Source organism: Caulobacter sp. Root343, from assembly GCF_001425745.1.
Lineage (GTDB): Bacteria > Pseudomonadota > Alphaproteobacteria > Caulobacterales > Caulobacteraceae > Caulobacter.
Window position 1 is genome coordinate 454,073 of the sequence record NZ_LMDF01000005.1, and the last position, 21,309, is coordinate 475,381.

A 21,309-nucleotide genomic window follows, 5' to 3' on the forward strand; every position below is an offset into this window, starting at 1 on the left:
CTCTTGCCGAGCCGCGCCAACGCGGTCCATCCTCCCGCGGCCGCGAGGTGAGGGACGATTTCTGATGACCGACAGCCATTCGGCTTCGCGCGATCCAGAGTGGCGCGCGCCGGTCGACCCGCCGACGCCGGTGACGCCGGTCCCGTTCGGCAAGCCGTGGAGCATCTGGTTCTGGGGCGGACTGATCTCGACGGCGGGCCTGGCCCTGGCCGTCGCCCCGCGCCCGGTGCTGCGCCTGCTGGACTCGCCCGTCGAGGCCGCCGCCCTGCCGTGGGTGCGGTTCGCGGGCCTCGTCTTGCTGGCCTACGCCATGGGCTACCACGTCGCCGGCTGGACCGGTCAGCGCACCTACATGCGGGCCTCGGTGGTGCTGCGGGTGTTCTCGCTGGTCGTGCTCGGAGCCTTCGTGCTGCTGGACTGGCTGCCCAAGGCCTGGCTGGCCGTGGGCCTGGTCGACTTCGCCGGCGCGGTGTGGACGACGCTGGAGCTCAGGTGGCGGCCCAAGCCTAAGGCGTCCAAGGCCTAGGCCGCCCCCAAACTTAGACCGATGGGGCCGAAGACGGCCTGAACCGCCGCTGCACGAAGAAGGCCGTCAGCCAGCAGGCCATGGCCCAGGCCGCGCCGACGCACCAACCGGCCAGCACGTCGCTGGCCCAGTGGACGCCCAGATAGACCCGGCTGGCGCCGACCAGCAGGCTGACCAGCACCGCCGCGCCCACCGCCAGCACCTTGACCCGCCGCCGGTCGGAAAAGCGCGCGGCCAGCACGCCCAGGGTCAGGAACACCACGGCCGACATCATGGCGTGGCCCGACGGGAAGCTGGCGTTGACCGCCTCGACCGCCCGATAGGCCAGCTCCGGCCGCTGGCGCTCGAAGACCCGCTTCAGGACCTGGCTGATCAGGAGGCCGCCGCCCGCCCCGGCGATCAGCAGCAGCCCCTCGGCCCAGCGACGCAGGGACACCAGCAGGGCGAAGGCCAGCAGGATCAGCAGGGACAGCACCGCCACCGAGCCCAAGGCCGTCACGTCGGTCGCGGCGATGTGCAGCCATTTGGGCCCGACCAGTTGGTGTGGCAGGCCGTCGACGCGCAAGGCCCGCAGCACCGCCAGGTCCAGCGCCCGCGTCTCGCCCTCGGCCACTTCGTCGGCGATCGACAGAAAGCCGAGCCCGCCCAGGGCGACGATCAGCAGGGCGCAGGTCGCCCCCAGCTCACGCCGCGCGGCGGTTAAAAGGCCTCGAAAGCCGATCCGGATCAAAGGCATAGCTCCTTGCGATCAAACACTTCGCAACAACATTTCTCTTTTGAAACATGAACTTAAGCCGAACAGGCCCGTTCAGGTCCCGACCATGTCGACCCCGCTAGGGTCGCACTCTAGTCAAAGGAGACCCACATGAAACGCTTTCTGACCGCTTCGCTCGCCGTGCTGATGCTCAGCGGCGCCGCCAGCGCCGCCTCGGCCCAGGACTATCGCCGCGACCACAACAACAATGGCCGCTACGACAGCCGCGACCGCGCCTATGACCAGGGCCGCCACGACCAGGCCCGCCGCGAAGATCGCCGCGACGCGCGTGACGACCGCCGCGAGGCGCGCGAAGACCGTCGTGAGTACCGCCGCTGGGCCCGGGGCCAACGCCTCGACGCCCGCTATCGCGGCAACGGCTACTATGTCAGCGACTACCGCCGCTACGGCCTGCGCGCCCCGCCGCGCGGCTATCGCTGGCACCACGTGAACGACCAATACGTGCTGGCCGCGGTCGCCACGGGCCTGATCGCCTCGGTGATCATCGCCAACCACTAAAAAAGTAGGCCCGGAGAGGGCGTCGCATCGCGGCGCCCTCTTCCCTACCCCTAGGAGAGCGCGACCTGTCGCGCTCGTTTCCGATAAATTGAGCCTGCTTATCCGCTTCAAATGGATTTCCATTTGAAACGGGCAGGCCCAAGGGGCTAATCGGGGGACATGCCCGAGTTCGCCGAAAACAGCTCCGCCAAAGATCCGCTGATCACCCTGGTCCCCGACAAGTGGGTGACGCTCCGCGACGCGTTCGGCGTCGACAGCGACATGAAGGTTCCGGCCTTCAGCCATCGCGACAGCCACGTCCCCGAGATCGACCTTGCCTACAAGTTCGACCCGCAGACCACCAAGGCGATCTGCGCCGGCTTCGCCCACGACCGTCGGGTGATGGTCCAGGGCTATCACGGCACCGGCAAGTCGACCCACATCGAGCAGATCGCCGCGCGCCTGAACTGGCCGCTGGTCCGGGTGAACCTGGACAGCCACGTCTCGCGCATCGACCTCGTGGGCAAGGACGCCATCGTCCTGAAGGACGGCAAGCAGGTCACCGAATTCCGCGAAGGCATCCTGCCCTGGACGCTGCAGCGCCCCGTCGCCCTGGTCTTCGACGAATACGACGCCGGCCGTCCCGACGTGATGTTCGTGATCCAGCGCGTGCTGGAGGCCGGCGGCAAGCTGACCCTGCTGGACCAGAACCGCGTCATCCGCGCCAATCCGTATTTCCGGCTGTTTTCGACCACCAACACCATCGGTCTGGGCGACACCACCGGCCTCTATCACGGCACCCAGCAGATCAACCAAGGCCAGATGGACCGCTGGTCGATCGTCACGACGCTGAACTATCTGGAACACGACGTCGAAGCCGCCATCGTGCTGGCCAAGAACCCGTCGTACGACACGGCCGAGGGCAAGCGCACCCTGGCCGCCATGGTCCGCGTCGCCGACATGACCCGCAACGCCTTCATGAACGGCGACATCTCGACCGTCATGAGCCCGCGGACCGTGATCACCTGGGCCCAGAACGCCGAGATCTTCGACCACGACATCGCCCTGGCCTTCCGCCTGACCTTCCTGAACAAGTGCGACGAGCTCGAGCGCCCCACGGTGGCCGAGTTCTTCCAGCGCGCGTTCGGCACGGACCTGCCGGAGAGCGCGGCCCGGGTGAAGGTGGCCTAGAGCCTGTCGAGTTCAGATGGATCATCTGAACTCGATAAACAGGCTCTAGATTCAAAAGTTTGGAGCGCGTGTGGCGGGCGAAACCGCTCACACTTTCGCCCAACGCGCTCTAAAGGGTCCGCAACGCGAACTGGACCAGCCCGAAGCCCGCCGCGGCGCCCGCGATGATCACGGCCCAGCCGATGAAGACGGCCGTGAGCGGGTCGCGCTGCCACCAGCGGGTTTCGAAGGTCGAGGAAGAGGCGGCCTTGGCCATGCGCTTAACTCTGAGCACCTGCACGGACTTGGAGTGTGTGGTCTAACCTCGATCACCGACAAGGCGGCGGCGAATATGCCGCAGCGGACGCGGTTCGACCTCCCATCCGTCAGCGCGAGCCAGGTTGACGCCAGGCTCACCCTAAGGTCGTATTGCTCCGTCAAAGTTCCCGGAGCGTTCGTCCATGCTGACTCGTCGCGGCCTCGTGCTGTCGTCCCTGGCCCTGCCGCTGGCCCAGGCCCTGCCCAACGCCGCGCGGGCGGCCGGCGCGCCGGTCGTGGCGGCGATCAAGCTGACCGACAATCGCGTGGTGATCGACGCGATGCTGAACGGCCGGGGCCCCTACGCCATGGTGCTCGACACCGGCGCCATCGTCAGCGGGGTCAAGGCGTCGATCGCCCAGTCGCTGGGCCTGCGCAAGCTGCGCGACGTCAGTCTCAACAACAGAAAATTCCCGCTCTACGCCGTCGACGACCTGGTGCTGGGCGGTCAGGTTCGGCAGGCCGGCGTGGCGATGTTCGGCCTCGAGGACGTGGGCCTGGGCGGCGACGGCCTGCTGGCCGCCGGCATGGTCACCGCCGTCGACAGCGAACTCGATTTCGAGCGCCAGGAGTGGCGGCTCTATCCCGGCGGCGGCATCGACCGCTCGGCCTATACCCGGCTGAAGTCGAAGTTGCGGGCCGCCGGGGCGGTGGCGGGCTCTCAACGAATCGAGGCGGAGATCGACCTGGGCGGCGTCACCATGCGCCCGGCCTGGGACACGGGCATGCCCTGGCTCCTGAACCTCAACTACCAGGACGCCCGCAAGCTGGGGCTTTGGAGCGACACCACGCCCTATTCACCCATCCGTCAGAGGGCCTTGGGCGAGCTTAACCTGGGCATTTCGCGGATCGTGCGCGCGCCGACGCTGAAGATCGGCCCGGCGGTCTACGAAAACCCCCTGATCGTCGTTCGCGGTCCCTGGAGCAAGCTCGACGAGTCGGTGCTGGGCCTGCCGGTGATCCGCACCCTGAACCTGTCGGTCGAGCCCGCGACCGAGGGCCTGTGGGTCGCGCGCAACGGCCTTTCGCCCACCCCGACCACCTACAACGGCACGGGCCTGTGGGTGGACGAGGCGCGGGGCGTGGTCAGCATCGCCGAAGTCGGGGTGGGCAGCCCGGCGGCCAAGGCCGGCGTCAAGGCGGGCGACGTGATCTCCGGCGTCTCCACCATCCGCGAGGCGCTGGGCCTGCTGAACGTCGGCCCGGGGGGAACGGTGGCGCTGAAGCTGAAGCGCGGCGGGCAGGCGCTGGACACGCATTTTAGTCCCACCGCCTATCTCTAGGCCGCTTTCGACAAGACGCCGTCATCGGAACCGGCTTAGCTGACGGCCCGTTCGATCCCCGTCCTCTGTTCGATCCTCGCCCATCCTCGCCCCAAGCGGAGACCCCCATGACCGACATCACCTACTCCATCGTCGAGCACGACGGCGGCTGGGCCTACAAGGTGGGCGACACGTTCTCCGAGACCTTCCCGAGCCATGAGGCGGCGTTGAAGGCCGCCAAGCGCGCGGCCGGCGAGCAGGAACAGCCCGGCGAGACCGAAGGCATCACCTACGAGGACAAGCAGGCCGTCTGGCATCAGGAGGTCAGCTCGGGCGACGATCGGCCGAAGACCCACGTCCAGGACAGTGAATAAGCGCGACAGCCGAAGGTGGCCGCCGGTTTCGGCGGCCGTCGCGCGCCAGCCAAAAGAATCGCGTTCCGAAATCGGCCTCGATCTTGCTGCAATGAGCGTTCTGAAGCCCATTTTGAAACAGGTCGCCGCCATGTTCGTGAAGAAGAAAGAAGTTCCCGCGCCGGTGGCCCTGACTCCGCTGGAACAGCCGCGCGCCGCCGCGCCGCCCGTTCAGCAGCCGTTTCAGCAGCCTGGCCCGCCGCCGGCGCGTCCGAAGCCGGCCTCGATGTTCGGCCAAGGCCTGACCATCCGCGGCGACGTCGTCGGTGACGTCGAGGTGCATCTGGACTGCGTGGTGCTGGGCGACGTGAAGGTGGGCAAGCTGATCGTCGGCCCCAATGCGCGCATCGAGGGCTCGGTGGTTTCGCAGGCGACGGAGATCCACGGCCTGGTCATCGGCGCGGTCACCGCCCAGAGCGTGCGGCTCTACAGCACCGCCCGCGTCGACGGCGACATCACCCATGAGCAGCTGGCCATGGAAACGGGCGCCGAGTTCCAGGGCCGCAGCATGAAGTTCCGCCGTCCCGCCCCGGCTCAGCCGCAGCCAGCCCCGGCGCAGCCGTTCCCGCAGGCTCAAGCCCAACCGCAGCCGCAGCCGCAGCCGCAGCCCGTTCAGACTCAGGCTCACCCCCAAGCGCATCAACAAGCTTACCCGCAGACCCAGGCGCCGCGGCCGCCGCAGGCCGCGCCCGCCAACCCGCCCTCGGCTTCGCAGACGCCCTACAGCCACGTTTCGCACTAACGACGACTGGCGGTTTTTCGGGCGCCGCGCCGGCGCGCCAGCCGCCAAAATCGGCATCCGCCTTCGGCCTTCACGCCCTTCTGTGGCGCGGCGGCCACGCGGTCCCGCTTTCGGGAAAAACGACGGAACGTCGGCGCTGAGCCGGGCTTTGTTATGGTGTGGGTTGGCGAGAACCGACCCGGATCAAGGAGCCCAAATCCATGGCCGGCAAGCCGTTGCATATCGTGCCGCCCGTCTCGGGCGTAGCGGAAGTCTATGACCTCGGGCGCGGTCCCGAGACCACCGCCGAACGCGTGAAGCGCCTGCAGGACGAAGCTCGCCTGCTGGCCCGCGAGGAGGTCGAGCGCCTGGACCGCGACCTTCGCCGTCTGGCCGACCAGGCCAGGTCGGTGGCCGACGGCGGCGACGCGTATCCAGCCGGCATCCGCGAACTGGCCAGCCGCATCGCGGTCGACACGGCCCAGCGCGCCGACATCCTGCGCGCCCTGCTGGAACGGCTGCACTAGACGCCGGTACCCTTTCCATCGTCATCCCGGCCGGAGCCCGCTCGCGGGCTGAGAGCCGGGACCCAGGGTCCACCGCAGTGCGCCGGTCCTTGGGTCCCGGACAGCCTATGCGAGGCTTCCGGGATGACACGGATTTAGAGCTTTGATTTCTCGGGCGGCGACCGGCCGCCCCTCCCTCTAAGCGGCGGCGTTGGCCATCTTGCGCAGGCGACGCGCCAGGTCCTCGGGGCGGTCGGCGATCTGGTCGAACAGCGCCTGCACCTCGGCCTCGCCGAACCCCGCCGCGCGCAAGGTGCGCCAAGCGCCCGCCAGCACCGCCTCGGCGATGTCCAGCCGGTCGTCGGTCAGGCGCAGGCCCGGGCCGAACGGGCTCCGGAAAGCGGCGGGCTGAGCGGCTGGCGACATGGCGGATCCTCCTGCGGTTCGCAGTAATGTTCCTTTTTTGTTCCAGATCCGCAAGAGAGTCGAGTCCTCGTTTCGGGGCGATCCTGAGCGCGCCGTAAAACGAAATCAGCTCCGAGGTCAGGGACGACCTCGGAGCTGACTCTTCGTAGAAATTGGCCCTGAGATCCAAGGACCTCAGGGCCGGCGCCGAAGGGGCATTCGACGTATCGGGTCGCCGGCTCACAACGGCGACCCAATCTCTGGAGATTTAGCGGCAGACGGTCCGTTCGTAGTACGAGCCGTTCCAACGGTCGTACTCGCGGGTCGTCCAGCACTCGCGGTCGCCATAGTACGGGCGCGGACCGTAGCCGTAGCCATAACCGTAGCGCGGCGGCGGCGGGGCGTAGTAGCGGCGGTCGGAATAGCCACGGTCATAGTAGCGGCGGTCGCGATGGTCGTTGTCCGAGATCGCCGCGCCGACCGCCAGGCCGACGATGCCGGCGGCGATGGCCGCGGTGGCGACGTCGCCGCCCCGGCCGCTGTGGTGGTGGCGATAGCGGTACGAGTCGGCCGAGGCCGTGGTCGCCGCGGCGACCATCGACAGGGCGGCGGCGCCGGCGGCGACCCGGCCGACCGTGGTGATGAACTTACTGGCCATGACAGCCTCCTTGGGTCTTTCGCTTCCCGGCGCGTCGCGCGTCGTCTCAAGCGTCACGGAGAACGATCGGACCGCGCGCCTGAACGGCGCCTGAACGGATCATTCAACGAGCCGCGGAACCGGTTTGTTCACCTTTTCGCGCGAAGGTGACCGGGAACGAGGGTCTTCAAGGACCTTCGCGCTCACGGAGATCGCCATGACCAACCCCGTGTCGTACGCCCAAGGCCAGGCCCTTCAGGTCCTGTCGTTCGAGGTCGGCGCCCAGACCTATTGCGTTCCCGTCAGCGCCGTCCGCGAGATTCGCGGCGTCACCCCGCCGACCCCGCTGCCCGACGCGCCGCCCTATGTGCGTGGCGTCATCAACCTGCGCGGCCAGGTCATGCCGGTCATCGACCTGTCGTGGCGCCTGGGCAAGGGCGCGGCCGAGGACGGCCCGCGCCAGGTGATCATCGTGGTCGAGAACCAGACCGACGTCGCCGGCCTGCTGGTCGACGCCGTCTGCGACAGCTTCACCGTAGAGGCCGAGCAGATCAACCCGCCCCCGGCCCTGGGCGACGGCGAGGACTCGCCGCTGGTCTCGGCCGTGATCACCGCCGGCGAAGGCTCGATGACCGTTCTGCTGGCCGTCAGCCGCATCCTGCCGGAACGCCCGCAGGCGATCGCGGCCTAACCCCTCCACGCGAGCCGCCCTCGGCTTGCCACCTCCCGTCGCGTCGAACATTGTGCCGCTCTTGGGCGTGATGGGGTTGGGGTGCGTATGAAGGACTTGGCGATTGAGCGCGAGGTGAGCGAGCCCGCGGAACTGTGGCGACTGTGGCGGTCGCTGCATCGCCTGTTTCCCACCTGGTCCCTGCTGCCCGACAGTTTCGTGACGCCCGGCGCCTGGGGCTATCTGGGCGTGGACTTCGTCAGCGGCCTGCGGCGCAACCCCTCGACCTTGAAAGCCTTCGCGCTGCTGGACAGCGCCGCGGACGAGCTGTTCGATGGGCTGACGGCGCTGGCGGCCCTGAACGGCCGCCGACAGGACCAGTTGCTGCGCGTCGTCATCCTGATCTATCTGACCGCTCCGCTGTCGCTCCTGGCCCTGGTGGCCGAGCTCAGCGGCGACAGCCTGCTGAGCTTCGTGAAAGCGCACCAGGCCGCCACGATCTGGCTAGCCCTCACCATAACCCTGGCCCCCTTGGGCTATCTGATCAGCACTTGGCGATCCAAGCAGCTGATCAGCGTGCTGGACCTGATCCGCGTCGAGCGCCAGCAGCGGCCCTGTGCCGCGCTGGAGCTGCGCGAGGGCTGACCGCGGCAGCGGCAAACATTTGTTCGAATAACCCCTTCCGCTCGCCCCGACCGGGACGCTAGTCTCCCGTCAAACCGACGGGAGAGACGCATGAAGGCCGCCGTTCTGCGCGAGGTGGGCAAACCCCTCGAGATCGAGACCGTGGCCATCGGCAAGCCGGGCCCGCGCGAGGTGCTGATCCGCACCAAGGCCGCCGGCGTCTGCCATTCGGACCTGCACTTCATCGAGGGCTCCTACCCCCACCCCATGCCCGCCGTGCTGGGCCACGAGAGCGCCGGGATCGTCGAGGCGGTCGGCGACGAGGTCCGCACCGTCAAGGTCGGCGACCACGTCATCACCTGCCTGTCGGCCTATTGCGGCCACTGCGAGGTCTGCCTGACCGGCCACATGAGCCTGTGCATCTCGCCCGAGACCAAACGGCCCAAGGGCGCCGAGCCGCGCCTGTTCAAGGAGGATCTCGCGGGACAGCACGGCCCGATGGCCCAGTTCCTGAACCTGTCGTCGTTCGCTGAGATGATGCTGGTGCACGAGCACGCCTGCGTGGCGGTGCGCAAGGACATGCCGTTCGACCGCGCCGCGCTGATCGGCTGCTCGGTGATGACCGGCGTCGGGGCGGTGATCCACACCTCCAAGGTCCAGCCGGGCGAGACCGTGGCGGTGATCGGCTGCGGCGGCGTGGGCCTGGCCACCATCAACGGCGCGGCGATCGCCGGCGCGGGGCGGATCATCGCCATCGACCGCGTCCCCGCCAAGCTGGAGCTGGCCAAGCAGTTCGGAGCCACCGACGTGATCGACGCCGTCGCGGCCGGCGACGACGTGGTCAAGATGGTCCAGGAGATGACCGGCGGCGGCGTCCATCACAGCTTCGAGGCCATCGGCCTGAAGATCACCGCCGAGCAGTCGTTCCGCATGCTGCGCCGGGGCGGCACGGCCAACATCATCGGCATGATCCCGGTCGGCACCAAGATCGAGCTGCACGGCCCCGACTTCCTGGGCGAGAAGAAGATCCAGGGCAGCTTCATGGGCTCCAACCGCTTCCCGGTCGACATGCCGCGCCTGGTGGACTTCTACATGTCGGGCAGGCTGAACCTGGACGCGCTGATCTCGCGCCGGATCAAGCTGGAGGACGTGAACTCCGCGTTCGACGAGCTCAAGCGCGGGGAACTGGCGCGGTCGGTGATCGTGTTTGATTGACCGTAGAAACTGTCATCCCGGCCAAGCGCGCAGCGCGCCGAGCCGGGACCGCCGGAAGCGCTGAGTTTGTGGCGGTCCCGGCTCTCCGCTTCGCTGCGGCCGGGATGACACGGATGATGGTGGGCCGTTTGGGAGTGTCACACGCCCGCCAAACACCCCATGCTACCTCCGGCCCAGCTTACCGGAGTTCCCCATGCCTCAGCTCGACCGTCGCAGCCTGCTCGCCGCCATCGGCGCCCTGGCCCTGCCGCCCGCCCTGGCCCGCGCCGCCGCGATCGACGCCGACGTCCGCACCGGCACGCTGAACGATGTCGAGCACGTGGTGATCCTGATGCAGGAGAACCGCAGCTTCGACCATTATTTCGGGACGCTGAACGGCGTGCGGGGGTTTGGCGACCGCTTCCCGATCCCGGTGCGTGACGCTCCGGGCCGCAAGGACGCCTCGGTGTTCGTCCAGGCCCACAAGGACAGGCTGCTGGCGCCGTTCGCCCTGGATAGCGCCCGAACCTTCGCCCACATGCGGGTCGAGGGCACGCCGCACAACTGGACCGACGCCCAGGACGCCTGGGACCAGGGTCGCATGGACCGCTGGCCCGAGGCCAAGCGGCCGTGGTCGATGGGCTACTATCAGCGCGCCGACATCCCGTTCCAGTTCGCCCTGGCCGACGCCTTCACCCTCTGCGACGCCTATCACTGCTCGACCCAGACCGGCACCAACACAAACCGCCTGTTCCTGTGGACCGGGACCAACGATCCGCTGGGCAAGGCCGGCGGCCCGTCGATCTCGAACTCGCACGACGACCTGCCCGAAAAGGGCGGCGCCCCGGAGTCCTACACCTGGAACACCTATCCCGAGCGGCTGCTGCAGGCGGGCGTCAGCTGGCGCGTCTACCAGGACATGGCCGACAACTTCGACGACAACCCGCTGGCCGGCTTCAAGAGCTTCCGCGACAGCCACAAGGGCCTGCCAGGCTCGGACCCGCGCCTCAAGCAGCTGGGGCTTTCGACCTGGCACCTGGACAAGCTGCGCGAGGACGTGCTGGCCGGCCGCCTGCCGCAGGTGTCGTGGATCGTCTCCCCGGCCGGCGATTCCGAGCACCCGATCCCCTCCAGCCCGGCCCAAGGCGCGGACTACACCGCCCGGGTGATCGACGCCCTGACCGCCGATCCCAAGGTCTGGGCGCGGACGGCGCTGCTGGTGATGTTCGACGAGAACGACGGCTTCTATGACCACGTCCCGCCGCCGGCCCCGCCTTCGCGCGACGCGGCCGGCAAGCTGTTGGGCGGCTCCAGCGTCGACCTGACCGGCGAGCACCACCTGGTGCGCAATCCGACCGAGCGGAAGGCCGAGCGCGACGACCTGATGGGCCGGCCCTACGGCCTGGGCCCGCGCGTGCCGCTGTACGTGATCTCGCCCTGGAGCCGCGGCGGCTGGGTCGACAGCCAGGTCTTCGACCATACCTCGGTGATCCGCTTCCTGGAGGCGCGCTTCGGCGTGATGGAGCCGAACATCTCGCCCTGGCGGCGGGCGGTGTGCGGCGACCTGACCTCGTGCTTCGACTTCAAGACCCCGAACGATCGTCCCTTCCCGACCCTGCCGCCGACCGCCGAACCGGCCAAGCGCGCCAATGCCCTCGGGCGCACCAGGCCGCCGACGCCGGACGCGATCGTCGCGCCGGAGCAGGCCAAGGGGACGCGGCCGTCGCGGGCCCTGCCCTATGGCCTGGCCGTGGACGGCCGTATCCGGGAAGGGGCCATGACCCTGACCTTCTCGAACGCCGGCAAGGCCGCGGCGGTGCTGCACGTCTACGACCGGCTACGGCTGGACGCGGTCCCGCGCCGCTACACCGTCGGGCCGGGCAAGCGCCTGGAGGACGCCTGGCCGGCGGGGGCGCATGATCTGTGGGTCCTGGGCCCGAACGGCTTCCATCGTCGGCTCGCCGGCGAGAACACGGGCGTCGAGATCACCGTCCGCGCCGAGGGCGCGAGCCTGCTGGCGACCGTGACCAACACCCGCCCCGAGCGGCGGACCGTGGTCATCGACGCCGAGGGCCAGGACCCCTGGCGCGTCGACCTCGCCGGTGTCGATACCCAGGCGCGCGCCTTCCCGACGACGCAGGGTTGGTACGATCTGACCGTCCGGCTGAACGGCGAGGCCGGATGGCTGCGCCGCTTCGCCGGCCGGATCGAGACCGGCAAGGCCTCGATCAGCGATCCGCTGATGGGCGGGGCGGCGGTGCTCAGCTTCTGAAACCTGTCATCCCGGCCAAGCGCGCAGCGCGCCGAGCCGGGACCGCCGGAAGCGCTGAGCCTGTGGCGGTCCCGGGTCTTCGCTTCGCTACGCCCGGGATGACAGTTTAGGGTGCGAGCGACGCTCAAGGATTCGCCGCATGCTCCGCCTCTCCCTGCTCGCCCTGGCCGCCGCCCTGGTCGCCCTGCCCGCGCACGCCGCGCCGGATCCGGCCAAGGGCGTCGCCAAGCTGGTCGCCTCGCCCGCCTTCAAGGCCGCGGCCGCCAAGCTGGACGCCGACTACGACCGCACGGTCGCCGACATCGTCGCCCTGACCGAGATCCCGGCCCCGCCGTTCAAGGAAGAGGCGCGCGCCAAGGCCTATCTGGCGATGCTGAAGGCCCACGGCTTGTCGAATGTCGAGATGGACGCCGAGGGCAATGTCATGGGCGTGCGGCTCGGGACGGCGACGAAGGGCAAGGGCCCGTTCGTGGTCATCGCCGCCCACCTGGACACCGTCTTTCCCGAAGGCACCGACGTGAAGGTCAAGCGCGAGGGGACCCGGCTGATGGCCCCGGGGATCGGCGACGACACCCGCTCGCTGGCCACCCTGCTGGCCTATGTCCGCGCGCTGGACGCCGCCGGGATCAAGACCAAGGCCGACATCCTGTTCGTCGGCAATGTCGGCGAGGAAGGTCCGGGCGACCTGCGCGGCGCGCGGTTCCTGTTCAACAAGGGCCCGTACAAGGGCCGGATCAGCGCCTTCTTCTCGATGGACGGTTCGGACCCGTCGCGGATCGTCGACAAGGGCGTCGGCTCCAAGCGCTATCGCGTCACCTTCAAGGGCCCGGGCGGCCACAGCTACGGCGCGTTCGGCATCGTCAATCCGATGGCGGCCATGGCCCAGGCGGTGACCGACCTCTACGCCGTCCAGACGCCGAAACAGCCCAAGACCACCTATTCGGCCAGTGTCACCGGCGGCGGCACCTCGGTCAATTCGATCCCCAACAGCGTTTTCATGGAATTCGACATGCGCTCGGAAAGCGCGGCCGAGCTGGCCAAGCTGGACCAGACCCTGGTCGGCATCCTGGACAAGGCTGTCGCGGGCGAGAACGCCGCCCGCTCCATCCAGGACGGCAAGGTGTCCTACGAGGCCAAGGTGATCGGCGAGCGGCCGGCCGGGAACACGCCCGAAACGGCCGACATCGTGGTGCTGACGGCGGCGGCGATCTCGGCCCTCGGTTTCAAGCCGGAGCACGAGGACAGCTCGACCGACTCCAACGTGCCGATGAGCCTGGGCATTCCCGCCGTGACCATCGGGGCCGGCGGCAAGGGCGGCCGCGCCCACGCGCTGGATGAGTGGATCGACGTCGAGAAGGCGCCGACGGTCAAGGGCATGCAGGTCGGCCTGGCGGCGCTGCTGGCGGCGGCGGGGATGGAGTAACAAACCCTGTCATCCCGGCGCAAGCCGGGACCGCCGGAAGCGCCGAGCCTGCCGCGGTCCCGGCTCTACGCTTCGCTTCGGCCGGGATGACACGGTTTTTTGGGGAGCTAGGTCGCGACGCTCCCCCGCCGCGTCACCAGCCAGATCCCCGCGCACACCAGCGCCAAGGCCACGGCGTTCTTCCAGGCCAGCACCGGCTCGTGCAGGAACAGCGCCGACAGCAGCACCCCGAACACCGGGATCAGGAAGTTGAACACCGCCAGCATGCCGACCGGATTGTGCTTGATCAGCAGGCTCCACAGGGCGAAGGCGGCCGCCGACAGGCCGGCCATGTAGGCCAGCAAGGCCAGTGAGCGAGCGTCGAAGCCGGAGAGATGGCCGCCCGCGACCACACCGATGGCCAGCAGGGCCGTCCCGCCGATCGCCAGCTGCCAGCCGGTCATCACCATGGGATCGATCTTGCCCGAGATGCCCTTGCCCCAGATCGACCCGGCCGCCAGCACGAAGGCGGCGGCGACCACGCAGCCTTCGCCCAGCAGGCTAAACTCGAAGTCCAATCCTCCAACGCCCCTTGGGCCGCCCAGATTCACCGCCAACACGCCCGCGAAACCCAGCAGGCAACCGGCCGCCTTGCGCGGGGTCAGGCGGTCGTCGCGGTACAGGAAATGGGCCAGGATCACGCCGAAGAACGCGCCGGTGGCGTTCATGATCGACGACTTCACGCCGCTGGCGTGAGCCAGGCCGATATAGAAGAACACGTATTGCAGGGCGGTCTGGAACAGGCCCAGGCCGACCACCCGGCCGACCATCTCGCGCGGCACGGCGATGGACTTGCGGTTCAAGACGGCCAGGACCAGCAGGATCACGCCGGCCGCCAGGAACCGCCAGCCGGCGAACAGCATCTGGGCGGCGGTGTCGGACTTGGCCACGTGCAGCAGGGCGTAGCCGGCCTTCACCGCCGGAAACGCGCTGCCCCACAGCAGGCAGCACAGCACCGCCATGCCGACGACGAAACGACGATCCTGGTAGAGGTTGTTGGTCACGGCGAACCCGAAAAAAGACATCGCCGCCCCGCGAGGGCGGGACGGCGAATGGGGAGGCTTCTAGGCCAAGGATCGCACGCGTTCAACGTTCGTCCCTCTCCCCTTGCGGGAGAGGGTGGCCCGCGAAGCGGGTCGGGTGAGGGGTTGAAGAACGAAACCACCGCGAAGGGCGGTCGATGCAGGGCGCCAAGCCGACAGGACTATCGACCCCTCATCCGGCCCTTCGGGCCACCTTCTCCCGCAAGGGGAGAAGGAAACCGAGCTACCGCAGGCTGCTCTTGACCTTCTCGAGGTCGGCGGCGGCCAGCTTGGGGGTGTCGTCGCCGCTGACGGCCGCGCCGCCGTCGGCCAGCATGCGGTCGATGCGAGCCTTCTGCGACTTGAACGAGGCCAGTTCCGAGCCGCCCAGGATGGTGCCTTGCGGGACCTTGGCGCCGATCGGATTGACCCGCTGACCGTTCAGCCAGACCTCGTAGTGCAGGTGCGGGCCGGTCGCCAGGCCGGTGGAGCCGACATAGGCGACCACCTGGCCCTGGCGCACATGGACGCCCGGACGGATGCCCGGAGCGTAGCGCGAGATGTGGCCGTAGCCGGTGTCCCACTGCCCCGAATGGCGGATGCGCAGCCAGTTGCCGTAGCCCGACCAGCGGCGGGCCTCCAGCACGACGCCGTCGCCGGCCGCCAGGATCGGGGTGCCGGTGCCGGCCCCGAAGTCGACGCCCTTGTGGGCGCGGGTGTAGCCCAGGACCGGGTGCTTGCGCTGGCCGAAGGTCGAGGTGATCCGCGCGCCGTCCACCGGGGTGCGCAGCAGGAAGCCTTTGATGTTCTTGCCCAGCTCGTCGAAGAACTGCGGCTTGCCGTCGCTGTCCTTGCGGTCGAAGGCGTAGAACTTCTGGCCCTTCACCTCCGCGTATTCCAGGTCGCCGGCCTCGATGGTGCGGCCGCTCTCGGTGACCTTGCGGTCGAAGACCAGGCAGAAGCGGTCGCCCTCGCGGATGTCGCGCGAGAAGTCGATCTTGTGCGAGAACAGCTTGGCCGCCTCGCTGATCACGGCCGGGGTGCCGCCGACGCTGGCCACGCTCTCGTAGAACGAGCCGTTCATCTCGCCGCAGGCGACCTTCTTCTCGTCGCGGACCTTCTCCTCCAGCTCGCGCAGGCGCATGGCGCCGTCGAAGGTGCGCGAGACGGTCAGGGTCGAGGACGGGCTGGTGCGCATCGACAGGCCGATCAGGCGGGCCGGGCCACGCTGGGAGCGGCGCTGGGCGATCGCGGCCTCGAAGGCCATGCCGGCCTTGATGTTGACGGTGTCGATCGCGCCTTGAAGCGTGGCGACGACCTGCTGGGCGTCCTCGGGGGCGACGCCGGCGCGCTGCACGGCGCCCAGCAAGGTCTCGCCCGGACGAACCTTGACCGCGACGTTCTCGGGACGCTCGAAGCCGGGCTGGGCCTCGGCGCTGGCGAAGGCGACGTGCTGCAGGGCGACCAGGGCGGCGGGATCCAGGGCGGCTTTCTCGATCGGCGCCTTGACGTCGTCAGCCGTCAGCTTCCAGCCCAGTCCCAAGGCGGCGAAGCCGGCCACGGCGGTGAAAACCCTCGGCGCCCAGCGCGTGGCGCTGCGTCGCGGATCAAATTCCTGCATCGTGCCCCCGTCGGTGTCGATGCCGCGCAAGTCAAAATGACACGGCTGGGAAGCCCCCCAGCAATCGTCGGGCCGGAACATGCTTAGCCGCGCTCCCGACGGCAAGGACTATTCGGCGCTTCGGTCGATTTGTCACGGCTTGGTTAACGTCGGTTAAGACCCGAACCGTAACCATATGATCCAAATAAGAAAACGCCCACCTTGCGGGTGGGCGTTTCTGGGTACGCTTTACTGTTACGCTTACTGAACTTGGAGCGATTAGGCCGCGTTGACCTGCTCGTTCGGGTCGCGCAGCACGTAGCCGCGGCCCCAGACCGTCTCGATGTGGTGCTTGCCGTGGGCCGAGGCCGCCAGCTTCTTGCGCAGCTTGCAGATGAAGACGTCGATGATCTTCAGCTCGGGCTCGTCCATGCCGCCGTACAGGTGGTTCAGGAACATCTCCTTGGTCAGGGTCGTGCCCTTACGCAGGGAGAGCAGCTCCAGCATCTGGTATTCCTTGCCGGTCAGGTGAACGCGGTTGCCGTTCACTTCCACCGTCTTGGCGTCCAGGTTCACGATGATGTCGCCGGTCTTGATGACCGATTGCGCGTGACCCTTCGAACGACGGACCACCGCGTGGATGCGGGCGATCATCTCGTCCTTGTGGAACGGCTTGGTCATGTAGTCGTCGGCGCCGCCCGAGAAGGTCTTCACCTTCGTATCGATTTCCGACGAGCCCGACAGGATCATGATCGGCGTGTTGATCTTCGCGACCCGCAGGGTGCGCAGAACATCGATGCCGCTCATGTCCGGAAGATTGAGATCGAGCAGGATAAGATCGTAATCGTAGATCTTGCCCAGATCGACACCTTCCTCACCCAGATCCGTCGTATAGACGTTGAAGCCTTCAGACTTCAGCATCAGTTCGATGGTCTGCGCCGTCGCGCTGTCATCCTCGATCAACAGTACGCGCATGAGCCCCTCCACGCCAAATCTGGCGTATTCGAACGTCTTAGGCGGAAGTCCGCCGATAAACCCTTCGGCCACTGTGCCCGAGAGTTAATTTAAGACTGGTTAATGGTGAATGTTTCCGTTGGTCGAATGGTTAATCTGATTTGCGAATCGGGTGCAAGCGGCGTGCGGCCCCTTGGACACATTGGTCGCAGGCGTCGCAGGGCTCCTTTCCAAGACCCTAATAGGGGTCGCCAAATCCCTAAAATCCGTGCGCTTGCAACGATCCGAACGCCGTTACGCGGTTAAGGCTCCGTCGCCCGCCGTTCGCTCCTGAGGCGAGATTGCGGCGTTCTGTCGCGAGAATTTGAACGCCATGCCGGCGCTTGAAAACGCCTCTCGTCGCCGACGTCCTTCGGCGGATTCTGGGGCCGCGACGCCCCGTCGCAGGGCGCTCAGGCGATATTGTCGTCCGCCAGCCAGCCGGCGGCGCGAAGCTTGGCCACGGAGGCGCGGCTGACGGGGGCTGTTTCGCCGTCGATCAGCCGCAGGCGCAGGTTCCGGCCGTCGCGCTCGACGCCAATGATCGCCCGCCGCGCCACCCACCACGAGCGATGGGTCTGCAACCCCTCGACGCCCGTAAGCCCGGCCGTGACCCGGCCTAGGGGCCCCATCTCCAGGCGTGAGCCGTGCTCGGTGCGGATCCGGACATAGTGGTCCTCCATCCGCAGATAGAGGATGGCGCCGGGATCGACGGCCGGCGGGGCGTCGACCGGAACCAGCGGCGCGACGCCTCGCGGGCGCACCCGCACACGCAGGAAATAGTAGATGACGACGATCGGGGTGGCGGTGGCGACGCACTGGCCATACCAGGCCAGCGGCGACACGGCGTGAGCGATCTGCGGCCAGAAGGCGACGGCGATCGCGCGTAGCGGCGGCGCCTGTATCGCGCTTCCGAACAGGATGACGAGAGGGACCGTCGCCCAGTCCGGCGCGCCGATCCGGCGCGCGCCCGCCGCGGCCAGTCGCGTCAGGCAGCCGAACAGCAGAAACCCGCTGATCATGCCGCCGACCCAATAGGCGATCCGCAGCGGCGGGTTGTCGTTGAAGAAGCTGCCGAACGGCCCCATCAGCCCCAGCAGCAGCCCGATCCCGGCGCCCACGGTCAGGTCGACCGCCCATTCGCGGGCAGTCCCCAGCAGCGGCGGGTTGGAAGCGTGGGCGGTCATACCCTTCCTATAGAGCGACGTTGCGCGGAGTCGCCAGTCCGACCCGTTCGCCGCCTCGCGAACCCGTTCGCCCATTCGCGCAGGAGCGCTGGCGAGCCGCCATCCGGGCCGTCACAGCGGGGACATCGTTCACCGTTCAGGACCCCCGGACCCATGTCGTTCCGCGCCTTCTTCTCCGTCGCCGCCGTGGCGGCCGCCGCCTTCGGCTCGCCCGCCCTTGTTCCCTCGCGGGCCCACGCCGCCAACGCCGGTTTCATGGTGCTGCAGGAACCCCGCCCGAACGGGCCGCCGGTCGAGGTCGGGATCTGGTACCCGACCGACGCCGCGCCCAAGCCGATGGCTCTGGGCTCGTGGGGCCATACGGTCGCCGCCGGCGCGCCGATCGTCGGTGAGCATCTGCCGCTGATCGTCATGTCGCACGGCAATGGCGGCTTCTTCGGCGGCCACGCCGACACCGCCCAGGCGCTGGCCGAGGCCGGCTTCGTGGTCGCCGCCCTCACCCATCCCGGCGACAACTACAAGGACCAGAGCCGCGCCACCGCCATGACCGATCGCCCGGCCGCGCTGTCGGCCCTGATCGGCTGGATGCTGGACGCCTCGCCGCTGAAGGCGAAGCTGGACGCCAGCCGGGTCGGCGCCTTCGGCTTCTCGTCGGGCGGCTTCACCGTGCTGGCCGCGGCCGGCGGCGAGCCGGACATCCGCAAGGTCCCCGAGCACTGCAAGACTCATCCGGCTAATTTCGACTGCAAGCTGACCGCCAGCAACCCGCCGCCCGCCGACGCCCTGACCGCCAAGTGGGTCCACGATCCGCGCATCAAGGCCGTGGTCTCGGCCGCGCCGGCCATGGGCTTTTCGTTCGGGACCGACGGGCTGAAGGGGATCACCGTCCCGGTCCAGCTGTGGAAGGCCAACGACGACGAGATCCTGCCCGGCGACGAGTACGCCGAGTTCGTGCACCGCCATCTGGGCCGACCGCACGACTATCATGTCGTCCAGGGCGCGCGGCATTTCGACTTCCTCACCCCTTGCGACACCGCGCCGCCTGCCGATCTGCAATACCTCTGCGCCAGCGCCGCGGGCTTCGATCGCCGGGCGTTCCACAAGGATTTCAACACCCAGGTCACCCGGTTCTTCACCGACCAATTGGTCGCACCGGGGAAGGCGCTTCCGAAGGGCTGACTTCACACCCGGTTAACCACGATGGCGGAGTCTGCGCAGGCGAGTGTGGCAGCCAAAAGTGTCCGCGGTTTTGGCGTCCGCCACACTCGAAAGAGTAGAATCTGAACCTGTCCAAAGGACAGGTTCAGGCCAGGAGCCGTCTTGCGTAGCCTCATCGCCGCCGTCGAACGTATCGATCCGCTGACCATCTACGGCCGCGTGGCCGCCGTGAACGGCCTGCTGATCGAGGTCCGCGGCGGCCTGACCCGGCTGTCGGTCGGCGCTCGCGTCGAGATCCAGCGCCCCGGCCAAAAGCCCCTGCCGGCCGAGGTCGTCGGCTTCCGCGAGACCCGCGCCCTGCTGATGCCGTTCGGCCCCGTCGAGGGCGTCGGCCCGGGCGCGGAGATCCGCTTCATGCCGGAAGGCGCGGTCGTCCGCCCGACCAAGGCGTGGCTCGGCCGGATCATCAACGCCTTCGGCGAACCGATCGACGGCCTGGGCCCGCTGCCGCAGGGCGAGGTCCCCTATCCGCTGAAGACATCGCCGCCGCCGGCCCACGCCCGCGGCCGGGTGGGCGAGCGCCTGGACCTGGGCGTGCGCTCGATGAACGTCTTCACCACCACCTGCCGCGGCCAGCGCCTGGGCATCTTCGCCGGCTCTGGTGTCGGCAAGTCGGTGCTACTGTCGATGCTGGCCAAGGAAGCCACCTGCGACGCCGTCGTCGTCGGCCTGATCGGCGAGCGGGGCCGCGAGGTCCGCGAATTCGTGGAAGAGACCCTGGGCGAGGAAGGCCTGCGCCGCGCCGTCGTCGTGGTCGCCACCTCGGACGAACCGGCCCTGACCCGTCGCCAGGCCGCCTACATGACCCTGGCGATCAGCGAGTACATGCGCGACCAGGACCTGGAGGTCCTGTGCCTGATGGACTCGGTCACCCGCTTCGCCATGGCCCAGCGCGAGATCGGCCTGGCCGCCGGCGAGCCGCCGACCACCAAGGGCTACACGCCGACCGTCTTCACCGAACTGCCCAAGCTGCTGGAGCGCGCCGGTCCCGGGCCGATCCGCCCCGACGGCACCGTGGCCGCGCCGATCACCGCCCTGTTCACCGTCCTCGTCGACGGCGACGACCACAACGAACCGATCGCCGACGCCACGCGCGGTATCCTGGACGGCCACATCGTCATGGAACGCGCCATCGCCGAGCGCGGCCGCTTCCCCGCCATCAACGTGCTGAAGTCGATCAGCCGCACCATGCCGGGCTGCCAGCACCCGCACGAGCGCGAGATCGTCAAGGGCGCGCGCCAGGTCATGGCCGCCTACGCCAACATGGAAGAACTGATCCGGATCGGCGCTTACCGCGCCGGAGCCGACGAGGTCGTCGACCGCGCCATCCGCCTAAATCCGGCAATCGAAGCTTTCCTCAGCCAGGATAAGGAAGAAGCAACTAGTCTGGACGACTCTTTCGGCTACCTGGGGCAGATCCTGGCGAGTGAGTACTAATGACCAAATGGGCCGCCTCGCTGATCCGCATCTCGACCCACGAGGTCGAGACCCTGCAAAAACGCCTCGCCGAGATCGTCGAGCGCCGCGTCGCGGCTGAACTGCGCATCGCCATGCTGGACGCCGAGGCCGAGGCCGAGGCCAAGAACGCCGAGAACGACGCCGCCGCCGGCTGGTACATGATCGGCTATCGTGAAGGCCATAAGCGCCGCAAGGCCGACATGCTGCTGCAGGTCGAGCAGTGCCAGATCGAGGAAACGGGGGCCCGCGACGCCCTCTCCGAGGCCTTCGAGAACCTCAAGAAGTACGAGCACGTCGCCGAGCAGGCCAAGGTGCTGGCCGCCAAGAAGCTGGGCGTCTACGAGGCGGCTCAGCTCGACGAGCTGGGCCTGCGCCGCATGGCCGCCGGCGGGCGCTGAT

General features: G+C 68.4%; 23 protein-coding genes. 15 read left to right on the forward strand and 8 right to left on the reverse strand.

What is annotated here, in order from left to right; genetic code table 11:
• The first annotated feature begins 64 nt into the window (after nt 1–64).
• Nucleotides 65–526: a hypothetical protein gene (locus ASC70_RS06220; RefSeq protein ID WP_056047627.1), complete on the forward strand. Its 462-nt coding sequence runs from the start codon at nt 65–67 to the stop codon at nt 524–526.
• 13 nt (nt 527–539) lie between these two features.
• Here the strand turns inward: ASC70_RS06220 and ASC70_RS06225 are convergent, their stop codons facing one another.
• Nucleotides 540–1,262, reverse strand: coding sequence for a phosphatase PAP2 family protein (locus tag ASC70_RS06225; RefSeq protein ID WP_056047630.1), 723 nt, complete (start codon nt 1,260–1,262; stop codon nt 540–542).
• A 129-nt stretch (nt 1,263–1,391) separates the two neighbouring features.
• On the opposite strand from ASC70_RS06225, the gene ASC70_RS06230 reads away from it, so the two are divergent.
• Together ASC70_RS06230 and cobS are read left to right on the forward strand one after the other, a co-directional pair.
• Nucleotides 1,392–1,799 (forward strand): RcnB family protein, encoded by a 408-nt coding sequence (locus tag ASC70_RS06230; RefSeq protein ID WP_056047634.1) that lies wholly within the window; start codon nt 1,392–1,394, stop codon nt 1,797–1,799.
• Nucleotides 1,800–1,958: 159 nt separating this feature from the next.
• The gene (gene cobS / locus ASC70_RS06235) at nt 1,959–2,969 is read left to right on the forward strand and encodes a cobaltochelatase subunit CobS (protein WP_056047638.1); all 1,011 of its coding nucleotides are present in this window, start codon (nt 1,959–1,961) and stop codon (nt 2,967–2,969) included.
• 109 nt (nt 2,970–3,078) lie between these two features.
• Here the strand turns inward: cobS and ASC70_RS24830 are convergent, their stop codons facing one another.
• Nucleotides 3,079–3,225 (reverse strand): hypothetical protein, encoded by a 147-nt coding sequence (locus tag ASC70_RS24830; RefSeq protein WP_156396137.1) that lies wholly within the window; start codon nt 3,223–3,225, stop codon nt 3,079–3,081.
• Nucleotides 3,226–3,409: 184 nt separating this feature from the next.
• On the opposite strand from ASC70_RS24830, the gene ASC70_RS06240 reads away from it, so the two are divergent.
• From ASC70_RS06240 to ASC70_RS06255, 4 genes are all read left to right on the forward strand, one after another.
• Nucleotides 3,410–4,549 carry a hypothetical protein gene (locus ASC70_RS06240; protein WP_056047641.1) on the forward strand — a complete coding sequence of 380 codons (1,140 nt, stop codon included), beginning with the start codon at nt 3,410–3,412 and terminating at the stop codon, nt 4,547–4,549.
• A 107-nt stretch (nt 4,550–4,656) separates the two neighbouring features.
• Nucleotides 4,657–4,902 carry a DUF2188 domain-containing protein gene (locus tag ASC70_RS06245; protein ID WP_056047644.1) on the forward strand — a complete coding sequence of 82 codons (246 nt, stop codon included), beginning with the start codon at nt 4,657–4,659 and terminating at the stop codon, nt 4,900–4,902.
• Nucleotides 4,903–5,032: 130 nt separating this feature from the next.
• Nucleotides 5,033–5,683, forward strand: a complete 651-nt coding sequence (locus ASC70_RS06250; RefSeq protein WP_056048474.1) for a polymer-forming cytoskeletal protein — start codon at nt 5,033–5,035, stop codon at nt 5,681–5,683.
• A gap of 200 nt (nt 5,684–5,883) precedes the next feature.
• Complete coding sequence (locus tag ASC70_RS06255) at nt 5,884–6,189, forward strand: hypothetical protein (protein ID WP_047407832.1); 306 nt, start codon at nt 5,884–5,886, stop codon at nt 6,187–6,189.
• Between the two features lie 177 nt (nt 6,190–6,366).
• Here ASC70_RS06255 and ASC70_RS06260 read toward each other — a convergent pair whose 3' ends face one another.
• Together ASC70_RS06260 and ASC70_RS06265 are read right to left on the reverse strand one after the other, a co-directional pair.
• Nucleotides 6,367–6,594 carry a hypothetical protein gene (locus tag ASC70_RS06260; RefSeq protein WP_056047647.1) on the reverse strand — a complete coding sequence of 76 codons (228 nt, stop codon included), beginning with the start codon at nt 6,592–6,594 and terminating at the stop codon, nt 6,367–6,369.
• Nucleotides 6,595–6,841: 247 nt separating this feature from the next.
• Entirely contained in the window at nt 6,842–7,231 is a 390-nt protein-coding gene (locus ASC70_RS06265; protein WP_056047650.1) for a hypothetical protein, read from the reverse strand.
• Between the two features lie 196 nt (nt 7,232–7,427).
• Here ASC70_RS06265 and ASC70_RS06270 point away from each other — a divergent pair, with 196 nt between their 5' ends.
• The 5 genes from ASC70_RS06270 (at nt 7,428) to ASC70_RS06290 (ending at nt 13,393) form a co-directional block, all read left to right on the forward strand.
• The gene (locus ASC70_RS06270; RefSeq protein ID WP_056047653.1) at nt 7,428–7,901 is read left to right on the forward strand and encodes a chemotaxis protein CheW; all 474 of its coding nucleotides are present in this window, start codon (nt 7,428–7,430) and stop codon (nt 7,899–7,901) included.
• Nucleotides 7,902–8,015: 114 nt separating this feature from the next.
• A complete protein-coding gene (locus tag ASC70_RS06275) occupies nt 8,016–8,525 on the forward strand; it encodes a hypothetical protein (RefSeq protein WP_156396138.1) in 510 nt (169 codons plus the stop codon).
• Between the two features lie 90 nt (nt 8,526–8,615).
• Complete coding sequence (locus tag ASC70_RS06280; RefSeq protein WP_056047658.1) at nt 8,616–9,719, forward strand: Zn-dependent alcohol dehydrogenase; 1,104 nt, start codon at nt 8,616–8,618, stop codon at nt 9,717–9,719.
• A gap of 193 nt (nt 9,720–9,912) precedes the next feature.
• Nucleotides 9,913–11,970, forward strand: coding sequence for a phosphocholine-specific phospholipase C (locus ASC70_RS06285; RefSeq protein WP_056047663.1), 2,058 nt, complete (start codon nt 9,913–9,915; stop codon nt 11,968–11,970).
• Between the two features lie 139 nt (nt 11,971–12,109).
• Nucleotides 12,110–13,393, forward strand: coding sequence for a M20/M25/M40 family metallo-hydrolase (locus tag ASC70_RS06290; protein WP_056047665.1), 1,284 nt, complete (start codon nt 12,110–12,112; stop codon nt 13,391–13,393).
• Between the two features lie 107 nt (nt 13,394–13,500).
• On the opposite strand, the gene ASC70_RS06295 is transcribed toward ASC70_RS06290, so the two are convergent.
• From ASC70_RS06295 to ASC70_RS06310, 4 genes are all read right to left on the reverse strand, one after another.
• The gene (locus ASC70_RS06295; RefSeq protein ID WP_056047668.1) at nt 13,501–14,457 is read right to left on the reverse strand and encodes a DMT family transporter; all 957 of its coding nucleotides are present in this window, start codon (nt 14,455–14,457) and stop codon (nt 13,501–13,503) included.
• Between the two features lie 241 nt (nt 14,458–14,698).
• The gene (locus ASC70_RS06300) at nt 14,699–16,075 is read right to left on the reverse strand and encodes a peptidoglycan DD-metalloendopeptidase family protein (protein ID WP_056048478.1); all 1,377 of its coding nucleotides are present in this window, start codon (nt 16,073–16,075) and stop codon (nt 14,699–14,701) included.
• Between the two features lie 258 nt (nt 16,076–16,333).
• Nucleotides 16,334–17,029 (reverse strand): response regulator transcription factor CtrA, encoded by a 696-nt coding sequence (ctrA, locus tag ASC70_RS06305; RefSeq protein ID WP_047407858.1) that lies wholly within the window; start codon nt 17,027–17,029, stop codon nt 16,334–16,336.
• Nucleotides 17,030–17,460: 431 nt separating this feature from the next.
• Nucleotides 17,461–18,234 (reverse strand): LytTR family DNA-binding domain-containing protein, encoded by a 774-nt coding sequence (locus tag ASC70_RS06310; RefSeq protein ID WP_056047671.1) that lies wholly within the window; start codon nt 18,232–18,234, stop codon nt 17,461–17,463.
• A 153-nt stretch (nt 18,235–18,387) separates the two neighbouring features.
• Between ASC70_RS06310 and ASC70_RS06315 the strand changes: the two genes are divergently transcribed.
• The 3 genes from ASC70_RS06315 (at nt 18,388) to ASC70_RS06325 (ending at nt 21,308) form a co-directional block, all read left to right on the forward strand.
• Entirely contained in the window at nt 18,388–19,413 is a 1,026-nt protein-coding gene (locus tag ASC70_RS06315; protein WP_056047676.1) for a dienelactone hydrolase, read from the forward strand.
• 141 nt (nt 19,414–19,554) lie between these two features.
• The gene (fliI, locus tag ASC70_RS06320) at nt 19,555–20,889 is read left to right on the forward strand and encodes a flagellar protein export ATPase FliI (RefSeq protein WP_056047679.1); all 1,335 of its coding nucleotides are present in this window, start codon (nt 19,555–19,557) and stop codon (nt 20,887–20,889) included.
• Nucleotides 20,889–21,308, forward strand: a complete 420-nt coding sequence (locus tag ASC70_RS06325; RefSeq protein ID WP_056047682.1) for a hypothetical protein — start codon at nt 20,889–20,891, stop codon at nt 21,306–21,308. Before fliI ends, ASC70_RS06325 begins: the two co-directional genes overlap by 1 nt.
• Nucleotide 21,309: the final 1 nt, after the last annotated feature.

What these genes read in the sequence shown, in the direction of transcription:
- ASC70_RS06260 (WP_056047647.1), bottom strand. Translation starts at nt 6,594, where the DNA reads ATGTCGCCAGCCGCTCAGCCCGCCGCTTTCCGGAGCCCGTTCGGCCCG.
- ASC70_RS06280 (WP_056047658.1), top strand. Translation starts at nt 8,616, where the DNA reads ATGAAGGCCGCCGTTCTGCGCGAGGTGGGCAAACCCCTCGAGATCGAG.
- ASC70_RS06240 (WP_056047641.1), top strand. Translation starts at nt 3,410, where the DNA reads ATGCTGACTCGTCGCGGCCTCGTGCTGTCGTCCCTGGCCCTGCCGCTG.
- ASC70_RS06225 (WP_056047630.1), bottom strand. Translation starts at nt 1,262, where the DNA reads ATGCCTTTGATCCGGATCGGCTTTCGAGGCCTTTTAACCGCCGCGCGG.
- ASC70_RS24830 (WP_156396137.1), bottom strand. Translation starts at nt 3,225, where the DNA reads ATGGCCAAGGCCGCCTCTTCCTCGACCTTCGAAACCCGCTGGTGGCAG.
- ASC70_RS06220 (WP_056047627.1), top strand. Translation starts at nt 65, where the DNA reads ATGACCGACAGCCATTCGGCTTCGCGCGATCCAGAGTGGCGCGCGCCG.
- ASC70_RS06250 (WP_056048474.1), top strand. Translation starts at nt 5,033, where the DNA reads ATGTTCGTGAAGAAGAAAGAAGTTCCCGCGCCGGTGGCCCTGACTCCG.
- ASC70_RS06300 (WP_056048478.1), bottom strand. Translation starts at nt 16,075, where the DNA reads ATGCAGGAATTTGATCCGCGACGCAGCGCCACGCGCTGGGCGCCGAGG.
- ASC70_RS06265 (WP_056047650.1), bottom strand. Translation starts at nt 7,231, where the DNA reads ATGGCCAGTAAGTTCATCACCACGGTCGGCCGGGTCGCCGCCGGCGCC.
- cobS (WP_056047638.1), top strand. Translation starts at nt 1,959, where the DNA reads ATGCCCGAGTTCGCCGAAAACAGCTCCGCCAAAGATCCGCTGATCACC.
- ASC70_RS06285 (WP_056047663.1), top strand. Translation starts at nt 9,913, where the DNA reads ATGCCTCAGCTCGACCGTCGCAGCCTGCTCGCCGCCATCGGCGCCCTG.
- ASC70_RS06310 (WP_056047671.1), bottom strand. Translation starts at nt 18,234, where the DNA reads ATGACCGCCCACGCTTCCAACCCGCCGCTGCTGGGGACTGCCCGCGAA.
- ASC70_RS06290 (WP_056047665.1), top strand. Translation starts at nt 12,110, where the DNA reads ATGCTCCGCCTCTCCCTGCTCGCCCTGGCCGCCGCCCTGGTCGCCCTG.
- ASC70_RS06315 (WP_056047676.1), top strand. Translation starts at nt 18,388, where the DNA reads ATGTCGTTCCGCGCCTTCTTCTCCGTCGCCGCCGTGGCGGCCGCCGCC.
- ASC70_RS06245 (WP_056047644.1), top strand. Translation starts at nt 4,657, where the DNA reads ATGACCGACATCACCTACTCCATCGTCGAGCACGACGGCGGCTGGGCC.
- ASC70_RS06270 (WP_056047653.1), top strand. Translation starts at nt 7,428, where the DNA reads ATGACCAACCCCGTGTCGTACGCCCAAGGCCAGGCCCTTCAGGTCCTG.
- ASC70_RS06230 (WP_056047634.1), top strand. Translation starts at nt 1,392, where the DNA reads ATGAAACGCTTTCTGACCGCTTCGCTCGCCGTGCTGATGCTCAGCGGC.
- ASC70_RS06325 (WP_056047682.1), top strand. Translation starts at nt 20,889, where the DNA reads ATGACCAAATGGGCCGCCTCGCTGATCCGCATCTCGACCCACGAGGTC.
- ctrA (WP_047407858.1), bottom strand. Translation starts at nt 17,029, where the DNA reads ATGCGCGTACTGTTGATCGAGGATGACAGCGCGACGGCGCAGACCATC.
- ASC70_RS06295 (WP_056047668.1), bottom strand. Translation starts at nt 14,457, where the DNA reads ATGTCTTTTTTCGGGTTCGCCGTGACCAACAACCTCTACCAGGATCGT.
- ASC70_RS06255 (WP_047407832.1), top strand. Translation starts at nt 5,884, where the DNA reads ATGGCCGGCAAGCCGTTGCATATCGTGCCGCCCGTCTCGGGCGTAGCG.